14 protein-coding genes and 1 riboswitch are annotated in these 21,926 nt (G+C 54.8%); of the genes, 9 read left to right on the top strand and 5 right to left on the bottom strand.

Translation table 11 applies throughout. The annotated features are described in order from the left end of the window. The first annotated feature begins 71 nt into the window (after positions 1-71). The 6 genes from WG891_RS23425 to WG891_RS23400 are packed head-to-tail and all read left to right on the top strand — an operon-like array spanning position 72 to position 9,908. Positions 72-524: a hypothetical protein gene (locus tag WG891_RS23425; RefSeq protein WP_337264705.1), complete on the top strand. Its 453-nt coding sequence runs from the start codon at positions 72-74 to the stop codon at positions 522-524. Next, entirely contained in the window at positions 521-2,365 is a 1,845-nt protein-coding gene (locus WG891_RS23420; RefSeq protein WP_337264704.1) for a GMC family oxidoreductase, read from the top strand. The genes WG891_RS23425 and WG891_RS23420 overlap by 4 nt, the downstream gene beginning before the upstream one ends. Beyond that, positions 2,352-4,136, top strand: a complete 1,785-nt coding sequence (locus WG891_RS23415; protein ID WP_337264703.1) for a GMC family oxidoreductase — start codon at positions 2,352-2,354, stop codon at positions 4,134-4,136. The genes WG891_RS23420 and WG891_RS23415 overlap by 14 nt, the downstream gene beginning before the upstream one ends. A 1-nt stretch (position 4,137) precedes the next feature. Further along, on the top strand, positions 4,138-6,627 hold the full coding sequence (locus tag WG891_RS23410; RefSeq protein WP_337264702.1) for a ferritin-like domain-containing protein: 2,490 nt from the start codon (positions 4,138-4,140) through the stop codon (positions 6,625-6,627). 60 nt (positions 6,628-6,687) lie between these two features. After that, positions 6,688-8,253 (top strand): GMC oxidoreductase, encoded by a 1,566-nt coding sequence (locus WG891_RS23405; RefSeq protein ID WP_337264701.1) that lies wholly within the window; start codon positions 6,688-6,690, stop codon positions 8,251-8,253. Further along, positions 8,250-9,908 (top strand): UbiD family decarboxylase, encoded by a 1,659-nt coding sequence (locus WG891_RS23400; protein ID WP_337264700.1) that lies wholly within the window; start codon positions 8,250-8,252, stop codon positions 9,906-9,908. The genes WG891_RS23405 and WG891_RS23400 overlap by 4 nt, the downstream gene beginning before the upstream one ends. Positions 9,909-9,962: 54 nt before the next feature. Here the strand turns inward: WG891_RS23400 and WG891_RS23395 are convergent, their stop codons facing one another. The 4 genes from WG891_RS23395 to WG891_RS23380 all read right to left on the bottom strand — a co-directional run bounded on the left by WG891_RS23395 (position 9,963) and on the right by WG891_RS23380 (position 15,520). After that, positions 9,963-12,386 carry a DUF3772 domain-containing protein gene (locus WG891_RS23395; RefSeq protein WP_337264699.1) on the bottom strand — a complete coding sequence of 808 codons (2,424 nt, stop codon included), beginning with the start codon at positions 12,384-12,386 and terminating at the stop codon, positions 9,963-9,965. Between the two features lie 205 nt (positions 12,387-12,591). Beyond that, positions 12,592-13,956 carry a cation-efflux pump gene (locus tag WG891_RS23390; protein WP_337264698.1) on the bottom strand — a complete coding sequence of 455 codons (1,365 nt, stop codon included), beginning with the start codon at positions 13,954-13,956 and terminating at the stop codon, positions 12,592-12,594. A 316-nt stretch (positions 13,957-14,272) separates the two neighbouring features. Beyond that, positions 14,273-14,353: a protein MgtS gene (gene mgtS, locus WG891_RS23385; RefSeq protein ID WP_277755811.1), complete on the bottom strand. Its 81-nt coding sequence runs from the start codon at positions 14,351-14,353 to the stop codon at positions 14,273-14,275. A 144-nt stretch (positions 14,354-14,497) separates the two neighbouring features. Continuing rightward, positions 14,498-15,520, bottom strand: a complete 1,023-nt coding sequence (locus tag WG891_RS23380; protein WP_337264697.1) for a magnesium transporter — start codon at positions 15,518-15,520, stop codon at positions 14,498-14,500. A 72-nt stretch (positions 15,521-15,592) separates the two neighbouring features. Beyond that, positions 15,593-15,766, bottom strand: a riboswitch (M-box (ykoK) riboswitch). A gap of 751 nt (positions 15,767-16,517) precedes the next feature. On the opposite strand from WG891_RS23380, the gene WG891_RS23375 reads away from it, so the two are divergent. Genes WG891_RS23375 through WG891_RS23365 form a run of 3 tightly spaced genes read left to right on the top strand, consistent with a single transcriptional unit; the run spans position 16,518 to position 20,190 of the window. After that, complete coding sequence (locus WG891_RS23375; protein WP_337264696.1) at positions 16,518-17,534, top strand: iron ABC transporter substrate-binding protein; 1,017 nt, start codon at positions 16,518-16,520, stop codon at positions 17,532-17,534. Between the two features lie 35 nt (positions 17,535-17,569). Continuing rightward, positions 17,570-19,156 carry an ABC transporter permease gene (locus WG891_RS23370; protein ID WP_337264695.1) on the top strand — a complete coding sequence of 529 codons (1,587 nt, stop codon included), beginning with the start codon at positions 17,570-17,572 and terminating at the stop codon, positions 19,154-19,156. Next, a complete protein-coding gene (locus WG891_RS23365; RefSeq protein WP_337264694.1) occupies positions 19,153-20,190 on the top strand; it encodes an ABC transporter ATP-binding protein in 1,038 nt (345 codons plus the stop codon). Before WG891_RS23370 ends, WG891_RS23365 begins: the two co-directional genes overlap by 4 nt. A 30-nt stretch (positions 20,191-20,220) precedes the next feature. Here WG891_RS23365 and WG891_RS23360 read toward each other — a convergent pair whose 3' ends face one another. Continuing rightward, positions 20,221-21,699, bottom strand: a complete 1,479-nt coding sequence (locus WG891_RS23360) for an alpha/beta hydrolase (RefSeq protein WP_337264693.1) — start codon at positions 21,697-21,699, stop codon at positions 20,221-20,223. Positions 21,700-21,926: the final 227 nt, after the last annotated feature.

Below are 21,926 nucleotides of genomic sequence, written 5' to 3'. Positions count from 1 at the left end.
TCCTGTTTTACTATTTTACCCGGCGGCGATTATATATCGTCACAATAAAATTCCTATACAGGTAGCAAATTATGAGCAATGAACTTGCATCCGATGCGGCACTGCAACAATTTGTTGAGATTTCTAGCGTATTAACCGGATTTGACCGTTTTGAATTATTAGGTACTGGGCAAGCGGCTTTTTATTTTGACTGGGTACAAACCCACGCTACAGAAAACCTTCTGCTCCTGCTCTCAACCTGTAGCAAAATGCCCGCAGAAAACGAACAACGCCAAGCCTTTATTACAACCCACCTCCTCGCTTCAGAAAAAATGTCACTGCTGGTGCGCAGCATCATCAAGCTGTGGTATTTGGGCCAATGGTTTCCCTCTGACGATCCTAACGACACGGTCATTCCCAGTGCTAACAGCTATCAGCAAGGGCTGGTCTGGAATGCGATTCATGCTCATCCACAAGGTGCCAAACAGCAAGGCTTTGGCGCCTGGTCCGAGCCCCCTGTCGCAACCACGGTGGTGAAATTATGAATATCATCACGCCAGAACAGGCCGCAATCACTGAGTATGATGTGGTGATCGTCGGTGGTGGGATCTCAGGGGCGATCGTCGCGAAAACCCTGACGCAGGCAGGTAAACGTTGTCTGATTGTCGAAGCCGGTACCGGCATCGGCGTGGATTATCAAGGCTACCTGGATTATCTCAACACCTTCTACACCGCCACCATAAAAATCCCCAATGCCCCCTACCCGGTTAACCCCAACGCTCCGGAGCCGCTTGAAACAGAAGTTGCCAAAATCCCCCCCGATCGTCCCAACGATAAAGGTTACTTCGTCCAGTGCGGGCCGCTGCCGTACAGCTCTACCTATACTCGTTACCTCGGCGGCACGACTCTGCACTGGTTGGGCACCTCGTTACGCATGTTGCCGGAGGATTTCCATTTAAAATCGCTTTATGGCGTGGGGATCGACTGGCCGATCAGCTACCAGGATCTGGAGCCTTGGTATCGTGAGGCTGAACGCGAACTGGGCGTTTCCGCCAATGTTGATGAACAGTCTTACCTCGGGGTGACCTTTCCAACCGATTACGTCTATCCGATGCATGGCCTGCCTGCGAGCTGGAGCGACAAACAGCTCGCCAGCCGCATCGACGGCATGCAGGTTGAAGATGATGGCCAGAGTTACACCCTGAAGGTGCGAGGAACCCCGGCATCACGTAATGGCATCCCGAATGCCGCCTACAACCACGGCCATGGCTATCAACCCAAGGGCGCGGTGGGCAATGCCAGCATAGGTCATCGCTGTATGGGGAATTCGAGCTGCGTCCCGATTTGCCCGATCCAGGCCAAATATAGCGCGCTGAAAACCCTCGATGCGGCCAACCACGACAAGCTGGATATCCTGCTGCGCAGCGTTGCCTACCAGTTGACCATAAACCCCGACAGCAAAGAGATCGCTGACGTCCAGTTCAAACATTATCTCAGCCCGCAAGATCCCACCTACACTCTGCATCGGGTGCGCGGTAAGCGCTATGTCCTGGCGGCCCACGCTGTGGCTAATGCGATACTGTTGCTGGCCTCCGATGCCTGTAAAGGTAACGATCTGGTCGGCCGGCATCTGATGGATCACCCCGAGTTGCTCACCTGGGGGCTGGCCAGTACGCCGATGTGGCCATTGCGTGGCCCGCTGGCAACCTCTGGCATTGAGGATCTGCGCGGTGGCAGCTTTCGCAAATACCATGCTCCATACCGCTTCGAAATGGGTAACGATGGCTGGCTGTGGCCGACCGGTGCGCCACTGAGCAATGTGCTCGATCTGGTGGATAATCAGCAACAGTTTGGCAAAGCGTTGCGCCAGCAACTTGAAGTGGATGTTTCACGCCAGTTCCGGTTCGGCATTCTGGTGGAGCAACTGCCAGAGTACGAAAACCGCGTCACTATCGATCCGGCCTACAAAGATGCTTTGGGTAACTACCGCCCGGTGATCCACTACGACCTGTCACCTTATACCCGGGCTGGTTTTTCCAGCGCTTTTGAGACGGCCATGGCGATTTTTGACAAGGCCGGGATCAAAAACTGCTCGAACTACCCGAAAGAGGCCGCCGGTGCCTTCACCTGCCCAGATGGTAAAACCCTCACCTTTAACGGTGCCGGGCACTTTGCCGGAACCCACTGTATGGGAGATTCCCCCGGCAACTCGGTGGTGAATAAATACCAGCGCACCTGGGAACACAGCAATCTCTACCTGGTGGGCTGCGGCAATATGATCAATATGGGGACCTCTAACCCGACCCTCACCATGTCAGCGCTGACCTGCTGGGCTGCGCACAACATTCTGCAGGATCTGAATGGAGAACCCTATGCAGCAAATTAGCTGGCAACAAGCTACCGCTCGGCACTACGACGCGGTGATTGTCGGTTCGGGGTTTGCGGGCTGCATTATGGCCAAACAGCTGGTCAAAGCTGGCCGCAGAGTGCTGATCGTCGAAGCCGGGACCGGCGAAACCCGCTTCAGCCAAAACCTGGAACATGTGCAGACGTTTATGGTGGCCTCCGCCAAAACCCCCAATTCACCCTATCCTAACTCGCCTAACGCCCCGCAACCGGAGGTGACCGATGTTGAGCCCATCACACCGGGCCATCTGTCCCACAAAGGGTATTTCGTTCAAGCAGGCCCCTATCCCTTTGAGAGTAACTATACCCGCCGGCTGGGCGGCACCTCTCTGCACTGGTTTGGCAGTTGCCCACGTATGCTGCCCCAGGATTTTGCCATGGCTACCCTGTTTGGCCGCGGCGTGGACTGGCCGCTGACCTATGACGATTTGCTGCCGTACTACGCATTGGCGGAATGGGAGATTGGCGTTTCGGCCGACGTACAGGAACAGCAATATCACGATATCCACTTTGGCCCCGATTACCGCTATCCGATGCACAAAATTCCGCAGAGCTATCTGGATCAGTGGATGATTGCCGGGTTGGCCAATGCCCCTTTGCCCGGTACCGATAGAGCCGCTCAGATCCGCTCCATCCCTCAGGGCAGAAACAGCGTCCCCAATGACGGCTACACGCCACGCGGTGCAGTGGGTAACCCGGCGGTGGGTCAACGCTGCATGGGCAATTCCAGTTGTATACCGATCTGCCCGATACAGGCGCGTTACAACGCGTTGAAAACGCTGGTAGAAACCGATGCCGATCTGCTGATCCAAACCGTGGCTTCGCGCCTGCATATCGCACCGGAAAACGGCCATATCCGCGCACTGGACTGCAAAGTGTGGCTGAACGACAGCAGTAACGCACATGTTGATATCACGCTGCATGGCGATCTGTTCATTCTGGGTGCCAACGCGATCGAAAACGCGGTGTTGCTGCTGGCGTCACGGGCTTGCCAGTCCAGCGGAGAGCTGGGGCGTAACCTGATGGATCACCCGGCCATCTTATCCTGGGGGCTGTCTCCTCAGGCCATCGGCGCATTCCGTGGACCGGGCCTGACCTCCACGCTGGTTAACTACCGTGGAGGCGAGTTCCGTCGCGATCGCGCCGCGTTTGTGCTGGAGATCGGTAACTGGGGCTGGAGTTGGCCACGCAACGAACCGGTAGACAGCACGCGGGATCTGGTGGATGGCGAGAAGCTGTACGGCACAGCGCTCCGGCAGCGCCTTGGGCAGGATCTGCCGCGGCAAATCCGCCTCGACATGATGACCGAACAGCTGCCAAACGCCGCCAACCGGGTCACCATTGACGATCGCTGTCGCGATCCTTTAGGCAATTACCGGCCGGTGCTTCACTACAACGTGGATGACTATACCCAGCGCGGCATGGTGTTTGCCCGTGACGTTGCCCGCGATCTGTTCCGCCAGTTGCACATTGAGGACTTCACCCAATACCCAGCCAGTAATCCCGGTTATTTCACCTGGCAAGGTCGAGGCTATGTCTGGGCCGGCGTCGGGCACATCGCGGGCACTCACCGCATGGGTACCCGGCCTGACAATTCGGTGGTCAACCGGCATCAGCAGAGCTGGGATCACGCCAACCTTTATGTCATTGGCTGCGGCAGCATGCCGACGCTGGGCACCTCGAACCCTACGCTGACCATGACGGCACTGACTCTCGCCACTGCCGATCACATACTCGGACGGAAACATTGATATGAATATGACCGCGCAAGCCAAGAAAATACAACTCGCCGAAACGTCGTTTGCCCAGCTCGGCTATGTGAAGCTGAGCGACGAAAAAAGCCTGCAACAAGACCTGCTGGAACTGCGTGAGTTGTTACAAAACGCCATGGTGCTGGAGCACGCCACCATTCCTCCCTATCTGACGCTACTGTATACCCTGAATGACGACGTCGACTGGCGCATTATCGAAACCCTGCGTTCGATCGTGGTGGAAGAAATGCTGCACTTCACGCTGACGGCCAACCTGCTTAACGCCATCGGCGGCACGCCGGCGGTGGATTCCCCGGAGTTTCTTCCCAACTACCCGGCACGTTTACCTTACGATATTGATGCGATTGAAGTGCATTTGTGTGGATTTTCCAAAAGCGGCATCTTTCAGGGAATGGTGATCGAGCATCCAAAAGACGTGCGCCCCGGAGCCATCGCCAGTGAAGTTCCCAGTAACATGACCATCGGCGAGTTTTACCTGTATGTGGAATCGCGGCTGCGTGCCGCCGTGGAGGCGCACGGTGAAGCCGCGATCTTCTGTGGCGACCCACTGCGGCAGGTGCCCCCTGACGTATTTTATTACGGTGGCGGTGGCAACGTCATCGAAGTGCATAATCTGAGCACCGCCATCGCGGCCATGAAGCTGATTACCGATCAGGGTGAAGGCACCCAGCACAATATCTGGGTGGTAGGTGAAGACGAACTGGCCCACTATTTCCGCTTCAGCCAGCTCTACCATGAACGGCTGTACAAGCCCGGGGATACCGTTGCCAGTGGCCCGACCGGGCCAGAGTTTCCGGTGCCCTGGAACCGGGCGGTGATGATCGACGGTAATGCCAAGGCCGCCGATTATCCTCCGGGGGAAGTTCGTGATGCCGTCGTCCGCTTTAATCAACGCTATTGCGAACTGCTAGGCAACCTGCAAATGGCGTTTACCGGTGCCCCTGACAAGCTAATGGCGGCGGTGGTTGCCATGTGCGCCCTGCGCGATGATTTCCGGGCGATCACCGCCAATCCATTCCCTGGAAAACCGCTGTTCCACTGCGCGCCTACCTTTGAGTACAGCGTCGCCAGCCAGCAGCCTTTCGCTAAGCAGGCGCTCCTGGCGGCCTCAAGCACGGCAGGCTCCAGCAATGAGGCCACGCTGGATCAGCTGCAACAGGCCTACTCCACCGGCAACCTGCCACTGGCGCTGGCCTGCATGACGGATAACGTGATCTGGGATATCTCCGGCCCCAGCGAATGCCCGTATCTGGGCGTCTTTTATGGTCATGAAGGTTTCAGCCGTTTCTGGACGCTACTTGGTGACACTGTCACCTTTGGCAGTGCCGGTATTGAGCGATCGTTCTTTAGCGGCAACCAGGCGATGTCTTATGGGGGTGAACAAGGCACCACTAAATCCACCCGAGCACCCTATCACTATGACTGGGCAATCCGCTACGAATTCAATGAGCAACATCAGATCACCCTGATGCGCCAGTATTTCAACCCGCTGTACATTCTTTCGGCACTGAAAGCAGCGCCTTACCCGGCCCCTGCGGCCTGCCCGCATGCCGCTAATGCCCATCCTTCTCAACAGACAGGAACCATGAACATGTCGAGTCCGCAGAATGATTTACCCAGCATCCCGGCCCCCTTCACCATGCCGTTTTACTACGCATCGCTGACCAATGTCGGGGTGTATTACCTGGTTCCCGTGAGCCGCGTTGAACCTTATCTGAAAGGCACCGGTCTCTGCCCAGCGCTGTTTGGTGACAAAGCCATGGTGAGTTTCAACTTCCAATTGTATGCCGGGCAGTTTGCTTCGGGCCTGAATCTTCCACCCGAGCAATGGAGCAGCAGCGGTGCTGCGATCACCCAGGAACTGGAATTAAACATCGTGGCTTATCCCGAGAAGCGTAAAGATCAGTTGGCGCCGATTGGGTATCAGGCTTTCATTCAGGATGGCGATCAGACCAAACTGTATGGTAACCACCGTGTCTGGGTGCCTTGCGATGCTCCTATCGCCATTGCCGCCGGGGAACAACTGTTCGGTGAACCGAAATTCAAAACCAGCTTTAAGGTGAACCTGGCGTCACAAAACCCGGTGCGCAGCGATGCGGCGATCTATCAGCCTGAGTGGGTAGAAACCTGGGGATTCCGCGTCGACGATCCGCAAGATGCCAATACCGCGATCTTCACCTGTATCGTTAACACGCTGGGCATCAAAGCGATCCCCGGCAACATTTCACCTATAACCGAATACGGTGTACATGATGGCAAGCTGATCGGCTGTCGCTGGAATATTCTGCAACCGATGGACACTTACTTCCTCACCGCCAGCCATCACCAGGCGGTGCAACTGATCTTGGGTACCAGCAGCCACCCAATGCGTAAAGATCTGGAGGCCTTGATCGGTGGTTGTGCTCCGGTGGCCGTGCAGACCCTCAACTCCGCCCCGGCGGCAATTCAGAGCCGTGCTTACTACCCATAGCCATCATCCCCGTCGCCGTTCAGCGCGACGGGGTTCTGCATCGTGTTTCGGGAGCAAAAAATGAGCGAAGTCGACAACATCTACTTTTCCCGTTTTGATGAGATCAAAGGGGAATCTTTTGACTATATCGTGATTGGCGGCGGTGCCTATGGCACCAGTTTTACCCACCGAGTGCTGCAGCATAACCCGCAAGCGCGTATTCTGGTGCTGGAGAAAGGTAACTATCTGATCCCTGACCATATCCAGAATATTCCCCCCGCTTATATCAAACTCAACACCAGCGTCGGGACACGGCCATGGACCTATTACGGCACCCCCGGCCTGAATTTTATGCCGCAGATCCCTTACGTTGGGGGGCGCGCCCTGTTCTGGAATGCCTGGACGCCGCAGCCGGACGAAAGCGAAATGCCCGATTGGCCAGTGCAAGCCATCGAGAGTCTCGACAAACAGTGGTATCCCACCGGGGAATTTATGGGGCGGCGTTATTCACTGGCAACGCCTGGCAACCTCAACCAGTCATTGAATCAGTTTATGAGTGAGAGGCTGTTCTCTCAGTTAGCCAATATCAGCGGAGCCAAACCACAGCCCAGCCCCAGCGCTCTGTTTTCCGCTATGGCGACCGGCCAGGGCGTGCCACCGGAAGACTGGGCCAAATTCTCACCGATTTCGGTGCTGGTCAGCGATGTGCAAAAGTTCGCGGGCAAGCTGCGGGTGGTGGTCAATGCCGAAGTCGAAAAGTTGATTGCTGAAAGTGACATTGTCACTGATATCATCACCAAGGACGGTACTCTGAAGGTGGGTAAAGCTCAGGTGATCCTGGCCTGTAATACGCTGGAAGCCGGGTTTATCCTCACCCGCTCTTTCCCGCAGGATCCCCTGATAGGCAAAAACCTGTGTGGGCACATTCGCTCATGGCTGGCCGCACGTATTCCCGCCAGTTGCCTGCCCGCGCTGACGCAGCAGTTACAGACCGTTGCCTATTACCTGCCGGGGATCGATAAAACCACCAATCGCCTGATGCACACGCATATCAGCGTGGTGCATAACCCACAGCCTGCACAAAGTTATGACGTGCTGTACCGCATTCTGCCGGATGCTTCCACCCCCGAGGCGGTGGCGACCTATCAGGATCCGAACTATGTGGTGTTTATGCTGCACTCCATGGGCGAGTTTCTGGGGGAACGCTCCGTTAACTCCTGGAATTACGTCAGCACCAATGCGCAGGGGGAAGCCGAGGTTTATATCCAGCTCCAGGAAACCGACAGCAAATTCTGGGATGCCATGGATAAAACCACCTACGACGTGATGTACGCTTTGGCTGGCGATGCGCCACTTGAATACCAGCACAACAACCCGGATGGCAGTTTTACCTGGAAAAACTCACCGCCCGACAATATTCGCAATCAGGGGTTAGTCCATGAGGCTGGCACGCTGTGGATGGGAGACGATCCGCTCACTTCGGTCACCGCCTGCAACGGCCGGATGCACCGCTATCACAACGTTTATGGGCTCGGTAGCATGCTGTTTCCACGCCCCGGATCCTGGAACCCGACCCTGACCGGCGTGGCGCAGTCTTTCGCGCTGGCCGATGAACTCTGCGCTACTCAACAGGATAATGGTAAATGAATCGACGCAAACTGAAGATTGATGTCAATAAAGTGCCGAAATCCTACCGCGCCTATCTGGATCTGCTGGCGTCCAAGGGTGAGGTAGTGGCGATCGACGATGAAGTGGACTGGTACTTGGAAATCGGTGCCATCCTGCGTCATGCCTGTGAAACAGAAAGCCCGATGCCGCTGTTCAGCAAGGTAAAAGGCGCCCCAGGTTTCCGCGCTGCAGAGATGGGCCCCACGGTCAGCCGTGAGCCGGGCAAACGCTGGCAGCGATTGGCCCTGATGTTGGGGCTGCCAGAAGATGCCCAACTATTGGAGATCCAGGATGCCTTTCTGGACGCCATCGGCCAGGAGCCGCACCCGCCCATCATGGTTGATCCCGCCACTGCCCCGTGTAAACAGAATAAATGGGAGGGCGATCAGGTTGATATGACCAAGATCCCTGCCCCGATCCTGCACGATGGCGACGGCGGCCGCTACTTTCAAACCGCGGGCGCGATCATGGTCCGCACCCCGCCGGGAGTGCCGGTGCCGGAGGATGCTTACACGGTAGACAAAGATGCCTGGACCAATTGGTCATTCAGCCGGGCGATGATCGCCGGTTCACTGCCGCAAAACAACCCGACGCCCAGCCCGCACCCTACTCCCCCTCACGGCAGTTCGGTGGGGGTGCCGCACGGCAGCGGCCCGCATTATTCGAAAAACAACATTGTCGGCCTGTGGCTGCCATTTCAGCACAACGGCATGATTTACAATATGTGGACAGCCCAGGGTAAAGATTGCCCGTTTGTGATTGCCCTTGGCGTGCCTCCGGCAGTCACCATGCTGCTTTCCGCCGCGCCCCCCGCCTGGCATGATGAATACAACTATGCGTCATCATTCCTCGGCCACGGCATCGACATGGTCAAAGCGGAAACCTGTGACGTGTTGGTGCCAGCAGAATGTGAAATCATCATCGAAGGGTATGTCAGCGCCGACAAATCTGTGGCAGAAGGCCCGTTTGGCGAGTTCCCGGGCTATCTTTCCAACCAGTCCGGCCTGAAGCCGTTGGCAAAAATCACCTGTATCACCTTTCGGGATAACGCTATTTTGCCGATCTGCATTCCCGGGATCCCGATCGACTCCACGCTGATGCTCGGCTGCTTCTGCCTTTCCGCCACCGCGCGTGTTTATTTCGAAAAGTCGGGCCTGCCGGTGATCGACTGTTTCAGCCCGCTGGAGGCTTCATCCCACTGGCTGGTGATCCGGGTGCGTGACGATTGGCACAAAATTACCGGCATGACGGTCAAAGCCTTCATCGACAAAATTGCCGAAGTGTTCTGGACTCACCATATCGGTAAAACCACGGCCAAGCTGATTATTGTCGGCGAAGATATTCCGCCGGATGACAGTAATAAAGTGACCTGGGCGCTGGCCACACGCAATAATCCGGTGCAGGGCGTATTCCACTACCCGCAGTATGATTCTGATGGTACCGGTTTGCAGATCTATCTGGATGTCGCCACTAAACTACGTGGGCGCGGCGGCCTGGTGGCCTACAGTTGCCTGCAAATCCAGCAACAGGTTAACCAACCGCTGGAGCAGGTGCTGAGTTTTAGCACCAATTATCCGCTACCGTTGCAGGAGAAAATCAAAAGCAAATGGTCTGAATGGGGTTTTGAGCGTTAATAACCGCAGTTTGATGGCCCACACCCTTTACGGCGTGGGCCTGTTCCCCGTTGATCAGGAAGAATGCTCTTCTTCGTCGATCAGCTCTTTGGCGCGCTGCTTCATAAACACCACTTCCTGTGGTTTAGAGAGATTAACCTGCTGTGCGCGCAGCATTTTGAGAATGTTGAACAGCAAATCGCTTTTGGTGGCGCCGACCATACGCGGGCTGGCGACATAGCCGGTCACACTGAGGATGATGCCATCCGGGCCAAGCTGGCTGAAGCGCACATAAGGCGCAGGCGTTTCAAGAATAGACTCATATTCCCGATAGGCTTCCAGCAGAATATTACGCACCAGTTCAGGATCGATATTCACCGGGAACGTCAGTGCGATCGTCACCACGCCCTGGGCGTTACCCATGGTGGCATTGCGCACGTTCTGCGAAATCAACTGTGAGTTGGGCACGATCATGGTTGAGCGATCGCTAAGCTGGATCTCAGTGGCGCGCACGTTAATGCGGCGCACATCCCCTTCCACACCGCCAATGCCGATCATATCCCCGACTTTTACCGGGCGTTCGGTGAGCAGGATCAGGCCGGAGATAAAGTTCTTCACAATCTCCTGCAGGCCAAAACCGATACCGACCGATAACGCACTGACGATCCACGCCAGATTGTTCCACTGGATACCCAAGGTGGCCAGGGTGATCAAAATGATCAGCACGTAGCCAACATTGCTGAACAGCGTGACCAAAGAGGCTCGGATACCGATATCGCTGATGGTTTTTGGTAATAGCTCATGGCTCAACCAGCGCTGAGTCACCCGCAGCACATAGATGCCGATCACCAGAATAATCACCGCATTGAGCAAATTGCTCGGCACAATATTCAGGCGCTTCAGCCCTTCTCCGCTCAAAATGGCGATAATCTTTTCAATCAGCGAGTTAGGGGTGGTGGTGCCAAATGAGCCATTAAGTAATGCAACAATCATCAGCAGCAGTAATGAACATTTGCTGAGAGCGGTGAAAATAATCGTCAATTGTTCAAGATGACGATCTTTGAAGTTAAGTGACTTCTTCAAGGCCCGGCCGCTGGTCGTTTGCGGTGAAAAAACGGCAGCACAGAGATCGGTGGTGAACAGCACCAGGAAATAAAACGCCATCAGAACCAGCGCAATCCAGATCAACTGATAGACCAGAAAACGGGCAAACGCGACGTAGCCGATTAACAGCGACAGCAGGATCACCACGGAAGAGAGCAAGATCAGGATATTGGCGATACCATCCAGCGTGGAGCGCTTCTCAACGTGTTCACCATTACGCACTAATCGATGGCGAATATGGCGAACGCGCAAAGGTATCGCCAACAACACTAACGCCATCAGGGTAGAGACTAGCCCGTTGCCCAGTACCGTTGTCTTAAGGCTGGCCCCGGTTACGTTGTTAATCTGCTCTATGGAGCCAAAAGCCAATGCCAGTGCGGCAAGCAAGGGGGGGAAATAACGCATACCGGAAGCAATGGCGTTTTCCAGATGCGCCAGACGCCAGGATGGGCGGTTAAGTGACAGATAAGCCCGCCCTAGCCCGGCGATCAACGCGCAGAAAACCCCCAATTGTTTAAAACCATTGGCAAAGTCCTGAACCACAGGGCTGAACTCTTGCACGCGAGAAAAAGTGAACTCAATCAGATTGAGTGCCAGCGTAGCGGCAAACAGCGTAATCATCGCCGTGGCTAACGCCATAAAGCTGCGGCGCAGGCGGCCATCCGGTAAATAGCGGACACTCAACAATGCCAGAAAACGCTCAACGGCATAACGGCCCAGCGACCAGATGACAACCACCAATCCCAATAACCCCAAGGTGCCGTAACGCCACTCCTCCTGCCAACTGGTATCCCAAATTTGCAGCATCTGCTGATTGAAATCACTGAAGCGGTTCAGATCCTCTTCCGGCGGCTGTTCCTCTGCGCCCCAGAAGTCACTACTCAAAATGCTGCCCGTGTTCAACGCTAGCTGTGTTTTGAACGCAACACGCCGCAGATCGTTGATCTGTTGCCCCAGCCCGATAGCATTAGCCCTAATCGCTTGCGAACGTTTTACTGCATCGTCCAACTGTGCCTTGCTGCTGTTCAGCATCGTGCGCTGCTTGGCGACCGCCGCGGTTTCGGCCATCGCACCGGGTGCAGGTTCTGGCCCAAGGACGTCCAGTTGCGCCCGCAGTTTTTCCTGTTCTGGCTGCAGATCGGTCACCAATTTCTCTAAACCGGTCGCCAACGTCTGTGTGGCAATAAACAGTTTGCTCAACTGATTATCCGTACGGGCTTTTGAGACCTGCTGCTTGATGGTGTCCAACTGTTTCTGATAATTCTTCAGTGCGGTGGCGGTATCCGGCTGGCTATCTACTGCGGCTGCAGCCGGAGTGGCGGCATTGGCTGGCAGGATCGGCGTAAAACCCAACAACAGACAGGCGAACAGGAATATTTGTAAGGACTTCATCATAACCGTGAATACTCAGCATGAGTTGGCGTTAGGACGCAACAGACGAAGGGATTCCGTCTGAATAACAACAAAGGCTAATTATAGTAATAACCCATAGCGTGCAAAAGCCTATTTATCCCAGAATAGCGAGAGAAGTTGTTAATACGGCGGGAAATGGTCGAGCGGTAAAACGCCCCTCTCCCACAGGAAAAGGGACGTGGGTCAATCACAGCGGCTCAACGTGCCCAACAACCCGCGATACCGCAGGAAACTGCATTCTTAATTGCCTTTCAATAACATCAACCGCATCGTGCGCCGCCGTAATCGACAACGCAGGCAACACCCGGCAATGGAAGTTCACAATCACGCCCTGTGGCGTTTTACGGGCGCGGATATTATGCACGTCCTTAACCAGCTCGCCATGTTCAGCAGAGCGCGCCAGTGCCTGCTGGATCTGCGTCAGCTCAGCGTCTTCCACATCCTGGCTGGCAAGCCAATGCAGCGTCTGTGGCTCCAAATGGGTTTCTATCTCGGTGTTCTCGCCAAGTGCCTGACGCAGAATATCCTCCACTTCGCAGGCAATATCATGCGCCTGCTCTACGCTGGCACTGGCTGGCACCGCCAGGTCCATGCTGATCGCCATATGATCGGCCAACTGTTGCAGAGTAAGATTTTGCACCACGGCCCCATGATTGGCCGCCAGAATACGGATACGGGTTGCCATATCTTCATCGCTTCTGGCCTGCGGTATGGCAATCACCCGCACTTCGGCATTGGCATATTGCTGCTCAATCTGCGCGGTGATCGCCGTTTTTAGCGCGTTGATCCGCTCCAGCGGCAGCGTCCGGCAGACCCCAACACTCACTTCGATAAACAGCGTGGCCCCGGCGCTGCGCAACCGGATACTTTCCGTGGAGAGGATCGCCGGGAAATCATTGAGCAAGGCGCTAATATCTTCCCGGCTCCCGGCAGGTGCGGTGTCAATCAATGAGTCAAACGAACGTTTACCCAGCTTCAAGGCGGCAAACAGAATAAATCCTGCGACAATCAGCGCCGCTATTGCATCCGCACGGGCAAAACCTAACAGCACAAACACCATGCCCAGCAACACCACGCCAGATGACAGCATATCGGAGAAGAAATGCAGCGCATCGGCCTCCAAGGCCGCGCTGTCAGTCGCTTTTGCCACGCGATTCAGCGCCTTGACGCGGAAAAAGTCGATCACGATCGACACCAGCAGCACGGCAATCACCACCGGGGCGGCAACAATCTGGTGCGCCTCGCCGAGCAGGCTGCTCGTCGCTTCGTAGATGATCCAGCCTGCAGCGGCCAACAGCAGTAACACCTCGAACAGCGCCGCCAGGTTTTCGACCTTGCCGTGGCCAAAATGGTGTTCATCATCGGCCGGTTTATCACTGACGCGCACCGCCCACCAGGTGATAGAGGTCGCGACAAAATCGGTGAAAGAATGGATACCTTCAGAGATAAGACCAATACTGCCGGTGAAAATACCCGCAATAAATTTGCCTAATGCCAGTAGAGCGCTGGCAATCATTGAATTTCTGGCAACGGTTTGTTTTTCATTTTGCATAGCACAACTCATGTTCAGAGTAAGACATTAATTTTTTGGTTTTGCCGTAAATTGCCAGACAAAAGCGATGAGCAGAATACTCCCCGAAAACGTTAACATCAAACTGGAGAGGAATTCAGACTTCCCGGTTGAGTAGAAATAAATCTCATTAATACCTACGGAGATCATTAAAATAGCGTAAAACAATCCAATAATAAAAATAATCATAATTATCACACGCGGTTAATACCGTCAGTTTTTGAGTATTACGATATCCTCCCCGCAATCCAAGATGCTATTACGGGGAGGATGTTTCTAGGCGGTTCTTTTTCGTTCATTAGTCATCCCATCGGGTGCTCATGTAGGCTGCCGCTAGCCCCAGTACGCTGATTAACCCTAAAAAACCCATAAACATCATCATATTTCCCATAACTTCATCCTGTTTAAATGTAATCGATAACGACCTCTGTGATTAAAAGTACACCTGAGATATCACTCATTCCCTTGACAAACACCTCCGTGGTTATTGGCTCCTACCCATGCCAGGAGCCAAAGCATGCTCTTAAATACCCAGAACAGCCTGAGCAATTTTGAAGTAAATAATCAGACCGGTGCCATCAATAAAGGTGGCAATAAAGGGAGCAGAAACCACCGCCGGATCGATCCCCCCTTTTTTCAGTAGCATTGGAATTATGGAGGCAACAATTGCGCTCCAGACGGTGATCGCGACCAGTGACAGACTGACCACCAGAGTCACGTCCATGCCCACGCCCATGATCCAGGCGCGGATCCAGGCTGCCACCCCGATGGTGATGGCGATCAGCAGCGAAGTACTCACCTCTTTACTGATCACCGCGCCCAGATTGCGCAAGCTGACCTCGCCTAAGGCCATGGCACGCACCAGGGTTGAGGTGATCTGGGTGCCGCTATTACCGCCGGTGCCAATCAGCAGAGGAATAAAGAACGCCAGCGCGATGGCCGCTTCCAGTTGTTCCTCAAACGCCTTCAGCACGTTGCCGGTATACGCTTCGGCCACAAACAGCAGCAGCAGCCAGGCAGAACGCTTACGCCACAGCGCCCAAGGGCTGGTTTCCAGATAGGGTTTATCCAGCGGCAGGCTGGCCCCCTGGCGTTGCGCATCCTCGGTATTTTCATCTTCAATCAGGCGGGCAATCTCTCTTTCGCCCAAAACGCCAACCAGCGTCTTATTAACCACTACCGGTACGACATCCAACCCGCCCTTGCCCAGCAGATGTGCGACATCATTCCTGTCGTCATCAGGCGAGACATGAAAGTAGGTATGGTTCATCATGGAAGCCAAGGTGCGATCGCCGTCATTGGATTGCAGCAGCTTTTTCACCGACAACATACCGCGCAGATGATAATCATCGGCGGTGATAAACAGCTGCGTGGGTATTTCATCGGTTCGCAATTGCGACAAAAAGTATTCTTTTGCCTCATTCACCGTCATCGTGCCGGAAACGGTGATGAAATCCGAGCTCATATAGCCCGCAACAGAAGATTCTTTATGCGCTGCCGCCGGGGTGGCCGCCATTGCCGCAGAGTATGGAAGTGATTTAATCATGTTAGTCCCTATTTCTGTTTAAACTTCAACAGTGAATCGCATAGGGGCGTTAACCAAAGAGGGAGTGCAGATAGCCTATCTCCGCGTCCAGGTTTTAGCACTATACAACGTATCTGAAAAAAATTTCAGAAGTTACTTTGGGCTAAACCTTAATCCGATAAAGCCTGTCTTAACCTTGGGCATCTCTCGATGTCGTCAGATCAGTAACCTGTGTTTGTATAGGAGCCTCGCCAAACGAGATACTGCATATAAACTACACGGCGAGTATAGGCTGATTCGGCTTGATTGTACTCAGTAACTCACCTCTCGTTGAGGCTCTATTTAAGAAATATCTAATAACCCCGCTTTGACTTTAAATTAAACACTTATCTTAAGGCTTTCTTATAAGAAATATCTCAGTAAGAAATTTCAGTAAGGAAAAGGACGATTTCCGTATTTAATACTTTATGTTACGCTACTCGGTATAACCATGATAAGGTTGTACCTATACACACCAAAAAAATAAAATCATTATTTTACAATAAATTAAACCTAGGGAAGTGACACAAAATGGAAAGCCGCGTATTTACTAGCGTTGAAGAACTCATATATAAAAAATATGACGGGGATATAAAGTCATTTGCACAAACTTACAAAACCAGCGTTCATAAAGTCCACGACTGGATACGCCGTGATGCACACATTATTAATGGAAAAATCTGTATTCCCACCAAGCATTCGGCATAAAGCAGGGAATATTCCTATAAAAATAAATATCGGGCCACGCAAGTCTGCCTGTGCCCGAGAAGGCTCCTGCCCGTCTCCCATCGCAACATCCCTCATGCCCCGATCGCGCTTAATTTTTCCTCAGGGAAAGGCCGTTTAGTGAGCAAAAATCAAAAATATTCTAATACGAATCGTTTTCACTATCATTCTTGATGATCTTGGATACAATTGACAGCTCGCGCTTACCCGGCGCTGGTCACTTTTCTTCTTTGATCACTATAAGGATAACCGTATGAAGTTGCGTCTCACCTCTCTGGGGCCTGTTGCCTTACTGGCGACGTCCATGATGCTGGCCTTCTCTGCCAGCGCAACCTCCAACGATCAAGGGATCGTGGTTTATAATGCCCAACACGAAAATCTGGTGAAATCCTGGGTTGAAGGTTTTACCAAAGACACCGGCATTAAAGTCACCTTGCGTAACGGCGGTGACAGCGAGCTGGGTAACCAACTGGTGCAGGAAGGCAGCGCTTCTCCGGCTGACGTTTTCCTCACAGAAAACTCCCCGGCTATGGTATTGGTAGACAATGCCAAGCTGTTTGCCCCCTTAGATGCCAGCACGCTGGCGCAGGTTGAAGCGCAGTATCGCCCGGAACATGGCCGCTGGACAGGCATCGCCGCCCGCTCAACGGTGTTTGTCTATAATCCGGCCAAGCTCAGCGAAGCGCAGTTGCCACAATCCCTGCTGGATCTGGCTAAACCAGAATGGAAAGGCCGCTGGGCTGCGTCTCCGTCAGGGGCCGATTTCCAGGCCATCGTCAGTGCCCTGCTGGAGCTGAAAGGTGAAGAAGCCACGCGTGAATGGCTGAAAGCGATGAAAACCAACTTCACCGCCTATAAAGGCAACAGCACCGTGATGAAAGCCGTTAACGCTGGCCAGATCGACAGCGGCGTAATCTATCATTACTACCCGTTTGTTGATGGTGCCAAGACCGGTGAAAACAGCAAAAATGTCAAACTGCACTATTTCAAGCATCAGGATCCTGGCGCCTTTGTCAGCATTTCCGGTGCCGGAGTTCTGGCCTCCAGCAAGCAACCGCAGCAGGCTCAAGAGTTCGTGAAGTGGATCACAGGCAAACAGGGCCAGGAGATCCTGCGGACTAACACCGCCTTTGAATACGCCGTCGGCGTGGGTGCAGCCTCCAACCCTAAACTGGTGCCGCTGAAAGATCTGGCCGCGCCAAAAGTAGAACCTTCCAAACTGAACAGCAAGAAAGTCGTTGAACTGATGACCGAGGCAGGTCTGCTGTAAGGCAGCGCTTATAGGTACAAGGTGTTTTAACCGTTATGTCGAATGTTTCTATCAATGCCGCGCAAGCTGTACCGGGTAACTCGGTGGCGCGGCGCTATCAACAGCGGCCTGGGCGATGGATGGTGGTTTCTGCAGTCCTGCTTTCATTGCTGGCGCTATTGCCGCTGGGATTTGTGATTGGCGTAGCCATCGATACCGGTTGGCAAACGGTTAAAACCCTGGTTTTCCGCCCTCGGGTCGGGGAACTGCTGATCAACACCCTGCTGCTGGTCGTACTCACCCTGCCGATTTGCGCGCTGTTGGGTGTTGCGCTGGCCTGGCTGACGGAACGTACCCGGCTGCCGGGCCGTCGTATCTGGTCCGTTCTGGCCATCGCCCCGCTGGCCATTCCGGCCTTTGTGCAAAGCTATGCCTGGATCAGCCTGCTGCCCGGCATGCACGGCTTGGCCGCTGGCGTATTTATCTCGGTAGTGGCCTATTTCCCGTTTATCTATTTGCCGGTTTCAGCGGTGTTGCGCCGCCTCGATCCGGGGATTGAAGACGTTGCCACCTCGCTGGGAACAAAGCCGCTGGCGGTGTTCTTCCGGGTGATTCTGCCACAGCTTAAACTGGCGATCTGGGGGGGCTCACTGCTGATCGCGCTGCACTTATTGGCAGAATATGGCCTGTACGCCATGATCCGCTTTGATACCTTTACCACCGCGATTTTCGATCAGTTCCAGTCCACCTTTAACGGCCCGGCGGCCAATATGCTGGCTGGTGTGCTGGTCTTATGTTGCCTGGGGCTGTTGGTGGTTGAAGCCGCCAGCCGTGGCCGGGCTCGCTATGCGCGCGTCGGTTCTGGCAGCGCGCGTAGCCAGAATCCCTACCCACTCAGCCCCGTGGCTGGAATGCTCTGCCAGTTACTGCCTTTGGCACTGACCGCACTGGCGTTAGGCGTGCCCTTTATTACGCTGACACGCTGGCTCTATCTGGGCGGTTTTGCCATCTGGGATAACAGCGATCTGTGGCCCGCGGTCCGGCAAACGCTAACCTTAGCCGCAAGCGGCGCGCTTATTATCACCCTATGTGCCATTCCCATGGCCTGGCTTTCGGTGCGCTACCCGGCGCGGCTCTACCGGGTGCTGGAAGGCTGTAACTACGTCACCAGTTCATTACCCGGCATTGTGGTCGCGCTGGCGCTCGTCACCATCACTATCCATGCGTTCCGGCCGATTTATCAAACCGAAATTACCCTGCTGCTGGCGTATTTGCTGATGTTTATGCCCAGAGCGCTGATCAATCTGCGGGCAGGCATTGCACAAGCGCCGGTCGAGCTGGAAAATGTGGCGCGTAGTCTGGGGCGCACGCCACTGCAGGCGTTGTGCAGCACCACGTTACGTTTAGCGGCTCCCGGTGCTGCGGCCGGTGCCGCCTTGGTTTTCCTGGCGATCACCAATGAGCTTACCGCTACCCTGCTGCTCGCCCCGAACGGCACCCGTACCCTGGCTACCGGATTCTGGGCGCTGACCAGCGAGATAGACTATGTGGCGGCTGCGCCCTATGCCCTGATTATGGTGGTTTTGTCATTACCGCTAACCTGGCTTCTTTATTCTCAATCTAAACGCACGGCAGGATTATGAGTACGCTTGAACTGCATGACATTGGTAAATCCTATAACGGCGTGACGGTCCTTGAAGGCATTCATCTTCGGGTCGCCGAAGGCAGCCGCACCGCGATTGTCGGCCCCTCTGGTTCAGGAAAAACCACGTTGCTGCGCATTATTGCCGGCTTCGAAACCCCGGATCAGGGGCAAGTGCGGTTGCAAGGTAAAACGTTGGCCGATAATGGCGTATGGATCCCGGCGCATCAGCGCGGCATCGGGTTTGTGCCGCAAGATGGCGCCCTGTTTCCCCATTTCAGCGTCGCGGGCAATATCGGCTTTGGTTTGAAAGGCAGCAAGCGGGAAAAACAGCATCATATTGATCGACTGATGGATATGGTGGCCCTGGATCGGCGTTTAGCAAGCTTATGGCCGCATGAGTTATCCGGCGGCCAACAACAGCGGGTGGCGCTGGCCAGAGCGTTATCGCAACAGCCAACCCTGATGCTGCTGGATGAGCCTTTCTCAGCACTGGACACCGGCCTGCGGGCGGCAACGCGCAAAGCGGTGGCAGAGCTGCTGGCCGAAGCCAATGTTGCCTCGATCCTGGTGACTCACGATCAGGCCGAAGCATTATCTTTTGCCGATCAGGTCGCGGTGATGCGCAACGGGAATCTGGCCCAGGTAGGTCAGCCGCAAGAGCTTTATCTGCGGCCGGTGGACGAACCCACCGCCACGTTTCTGGGGGAGACGCTGGTGCTTTCCGCCAACCTGGAGCACGGTTGGGCGGACTGCGTGCTGGGCCGCATTGCGGTGGACGATCGCCTGCGCCGTGGCCACGCGCGCATCATGCTGCGCCCGGAACAGATCCAGCTTGGCCTTTCGCCGCAACCCGCGCAGCGCCAAGCGGTGGTCACCCACATCGACTTCGCCGGTTTTGTCTCCACGCTTAGCCTGTTAATGGCCGACAGCCACGAAACCGTAGAGATCAAAACCATCAGCCGCGAAGGGATTCGCGTCGGATCAAACGTCAGCCTGAGCATTCTCGGCCAGGCGCATATCTTTGCCGACTGATCCTCTGGCCGGGCTCCCTGCCCGGCCCGCTTAGCGGCAACTCCTATCGTGCCGTACTTTTTTCGGCATCAGCAAGTAATCCACCACCGCCTCATCCACGCAGCTATCAGCTCCCGTTAACGCCAGCGTATGGCCATCACCTTCACGGGTGATCAGCGGGCTTTTGAATCCAGCCGACATTGCCAACGCATTATGGTATGGCGTGAGCGGATCATAATGCTGGGCAATAAACAACAAGGGAGGCAGCAGCGGGGAAACGACCGGCGTGTGCGGCTTGTCTTGGCCAGGATAAGGCCAGAAATCGCACGCTTCCAGCGGGTATTCATGCAGGGGCAGATAGTTCGGGAAGGACGCCGCGGTGTTGATTTGCTGACGCGCTCTGCGCAACATCAGCCAGTCTTTACTGGGGCGAGCAACATCGGCGCAGGTGATCACCGTTTGCGCATCATCGGTGTTCGGGGTATAGCCTTCGTCGATTAAATCGGTCACTTCATCGTCAGCAGCCCCGGCATCGATTTTACGCAGCGCAGCGGCAAGCTCGGGCCAACGCTCATGCCAAGGCAGCAAGCTACGCGTCAGCGTGATCACATCATCCGCCGAGATTTCATAGCCAGACTGCGTGACCAGCGGCGCATCATGCAGCTTGTGCAATAGTGTGTGATACAGCTGGATCGCCCGGTTCGGCTCGCTGGTCAGCATGCAAGATGCGGTTTTCTCGCAGTAATCGGCGAAGCGCAGGAAGCTTTGCTGAAAACCCCGCTCCTGATTGATGCGCTGAGTGAAATCATCCTGTGAAATATCCACCACACCATCCAGCACCAGTGCGCGGGTTTTCTTTGGGAAGCGCTCGGCATACAGCGCCGCCACTTTAGTGCCATAGGAGTAGGCTACGGCGGTCAGCGCCGGTTCACCCAGCGCCTGGCGAATGGTATCCAGATCGTGCACCGCCGCTTGGGTGCCCATCTGCTGCACCACTTCACTGCTCGTCTGTTTGATACAGGCTGCGACCAGGTTCCGTTGCTGTTGCTCAAACCCCGGAATATCGTTCTCATCCGGCAAAGGCGCTTCTTCACTTTCCGTCAGTTGGCACGAGATTTTCGGCGTTGATTGCCCCACGCCACGCGGATCGTAACCAATGATATCGTAGGATTTATGCAGCTTCAGCGCGGCACCCTGCGCGGAAATCGCTGGGTTGATGCCCGGCTGCCCTGGCCCATCGGCAATCATCACCACACTGCCCTTTTTGATCCCTAGCGCGGGCAAACGCGTGAGTGCCAAACGCACGGTTAGAGCTGTGTGCTGATGGTAGTTCAGCGGAGCTTCAACATAGCCACATTGTAACGCTGGAGGCGGTGGCCCGTCGGTGAACCAGTGTTGAAAAGCTGCACCACGGCAAGGTTGCCAGTGGATAGTTCCCTCTGTCACAGCGCTGGCTTTCACCAAGGGCTTGGCATAAACCGGCATTTGCACCGCAACGGCCAGCAAAAACAGAACACGGAATGCAGACATGACGAGTCCTTTCAACAACGTTGTTGTGCGGATTTTATAGCCCCGACATTAAACAACCTGCCAACAATATGCGGAAGCCATTATGGTTAATGCTTGTCAGTTAAGGCTAACCAGTTCCCTTGTATGTTTGTAGTTGATGTAAAAAGATAGGTTGTACCGTGTTCTTACCCGGCGTGGCAGCACGTACGCCCTCTGGGACACCAAGCCCGTGGGAGAGCTTATTGCGC

It is taken from the genome of Serratia sp. MMO-28 (assembly GCF_037199905.1).
In the GTDB taxonomy this organism is placed as follows: Bacteria; Pseudomonadota; Gammaproteobacteria; order Enterobacterales; family Enterobacteriaceae; genus Chania; species Chania oryzae.
This window is presented reverse-complemented; position numbering and strand designations above follow the sequence as displayed.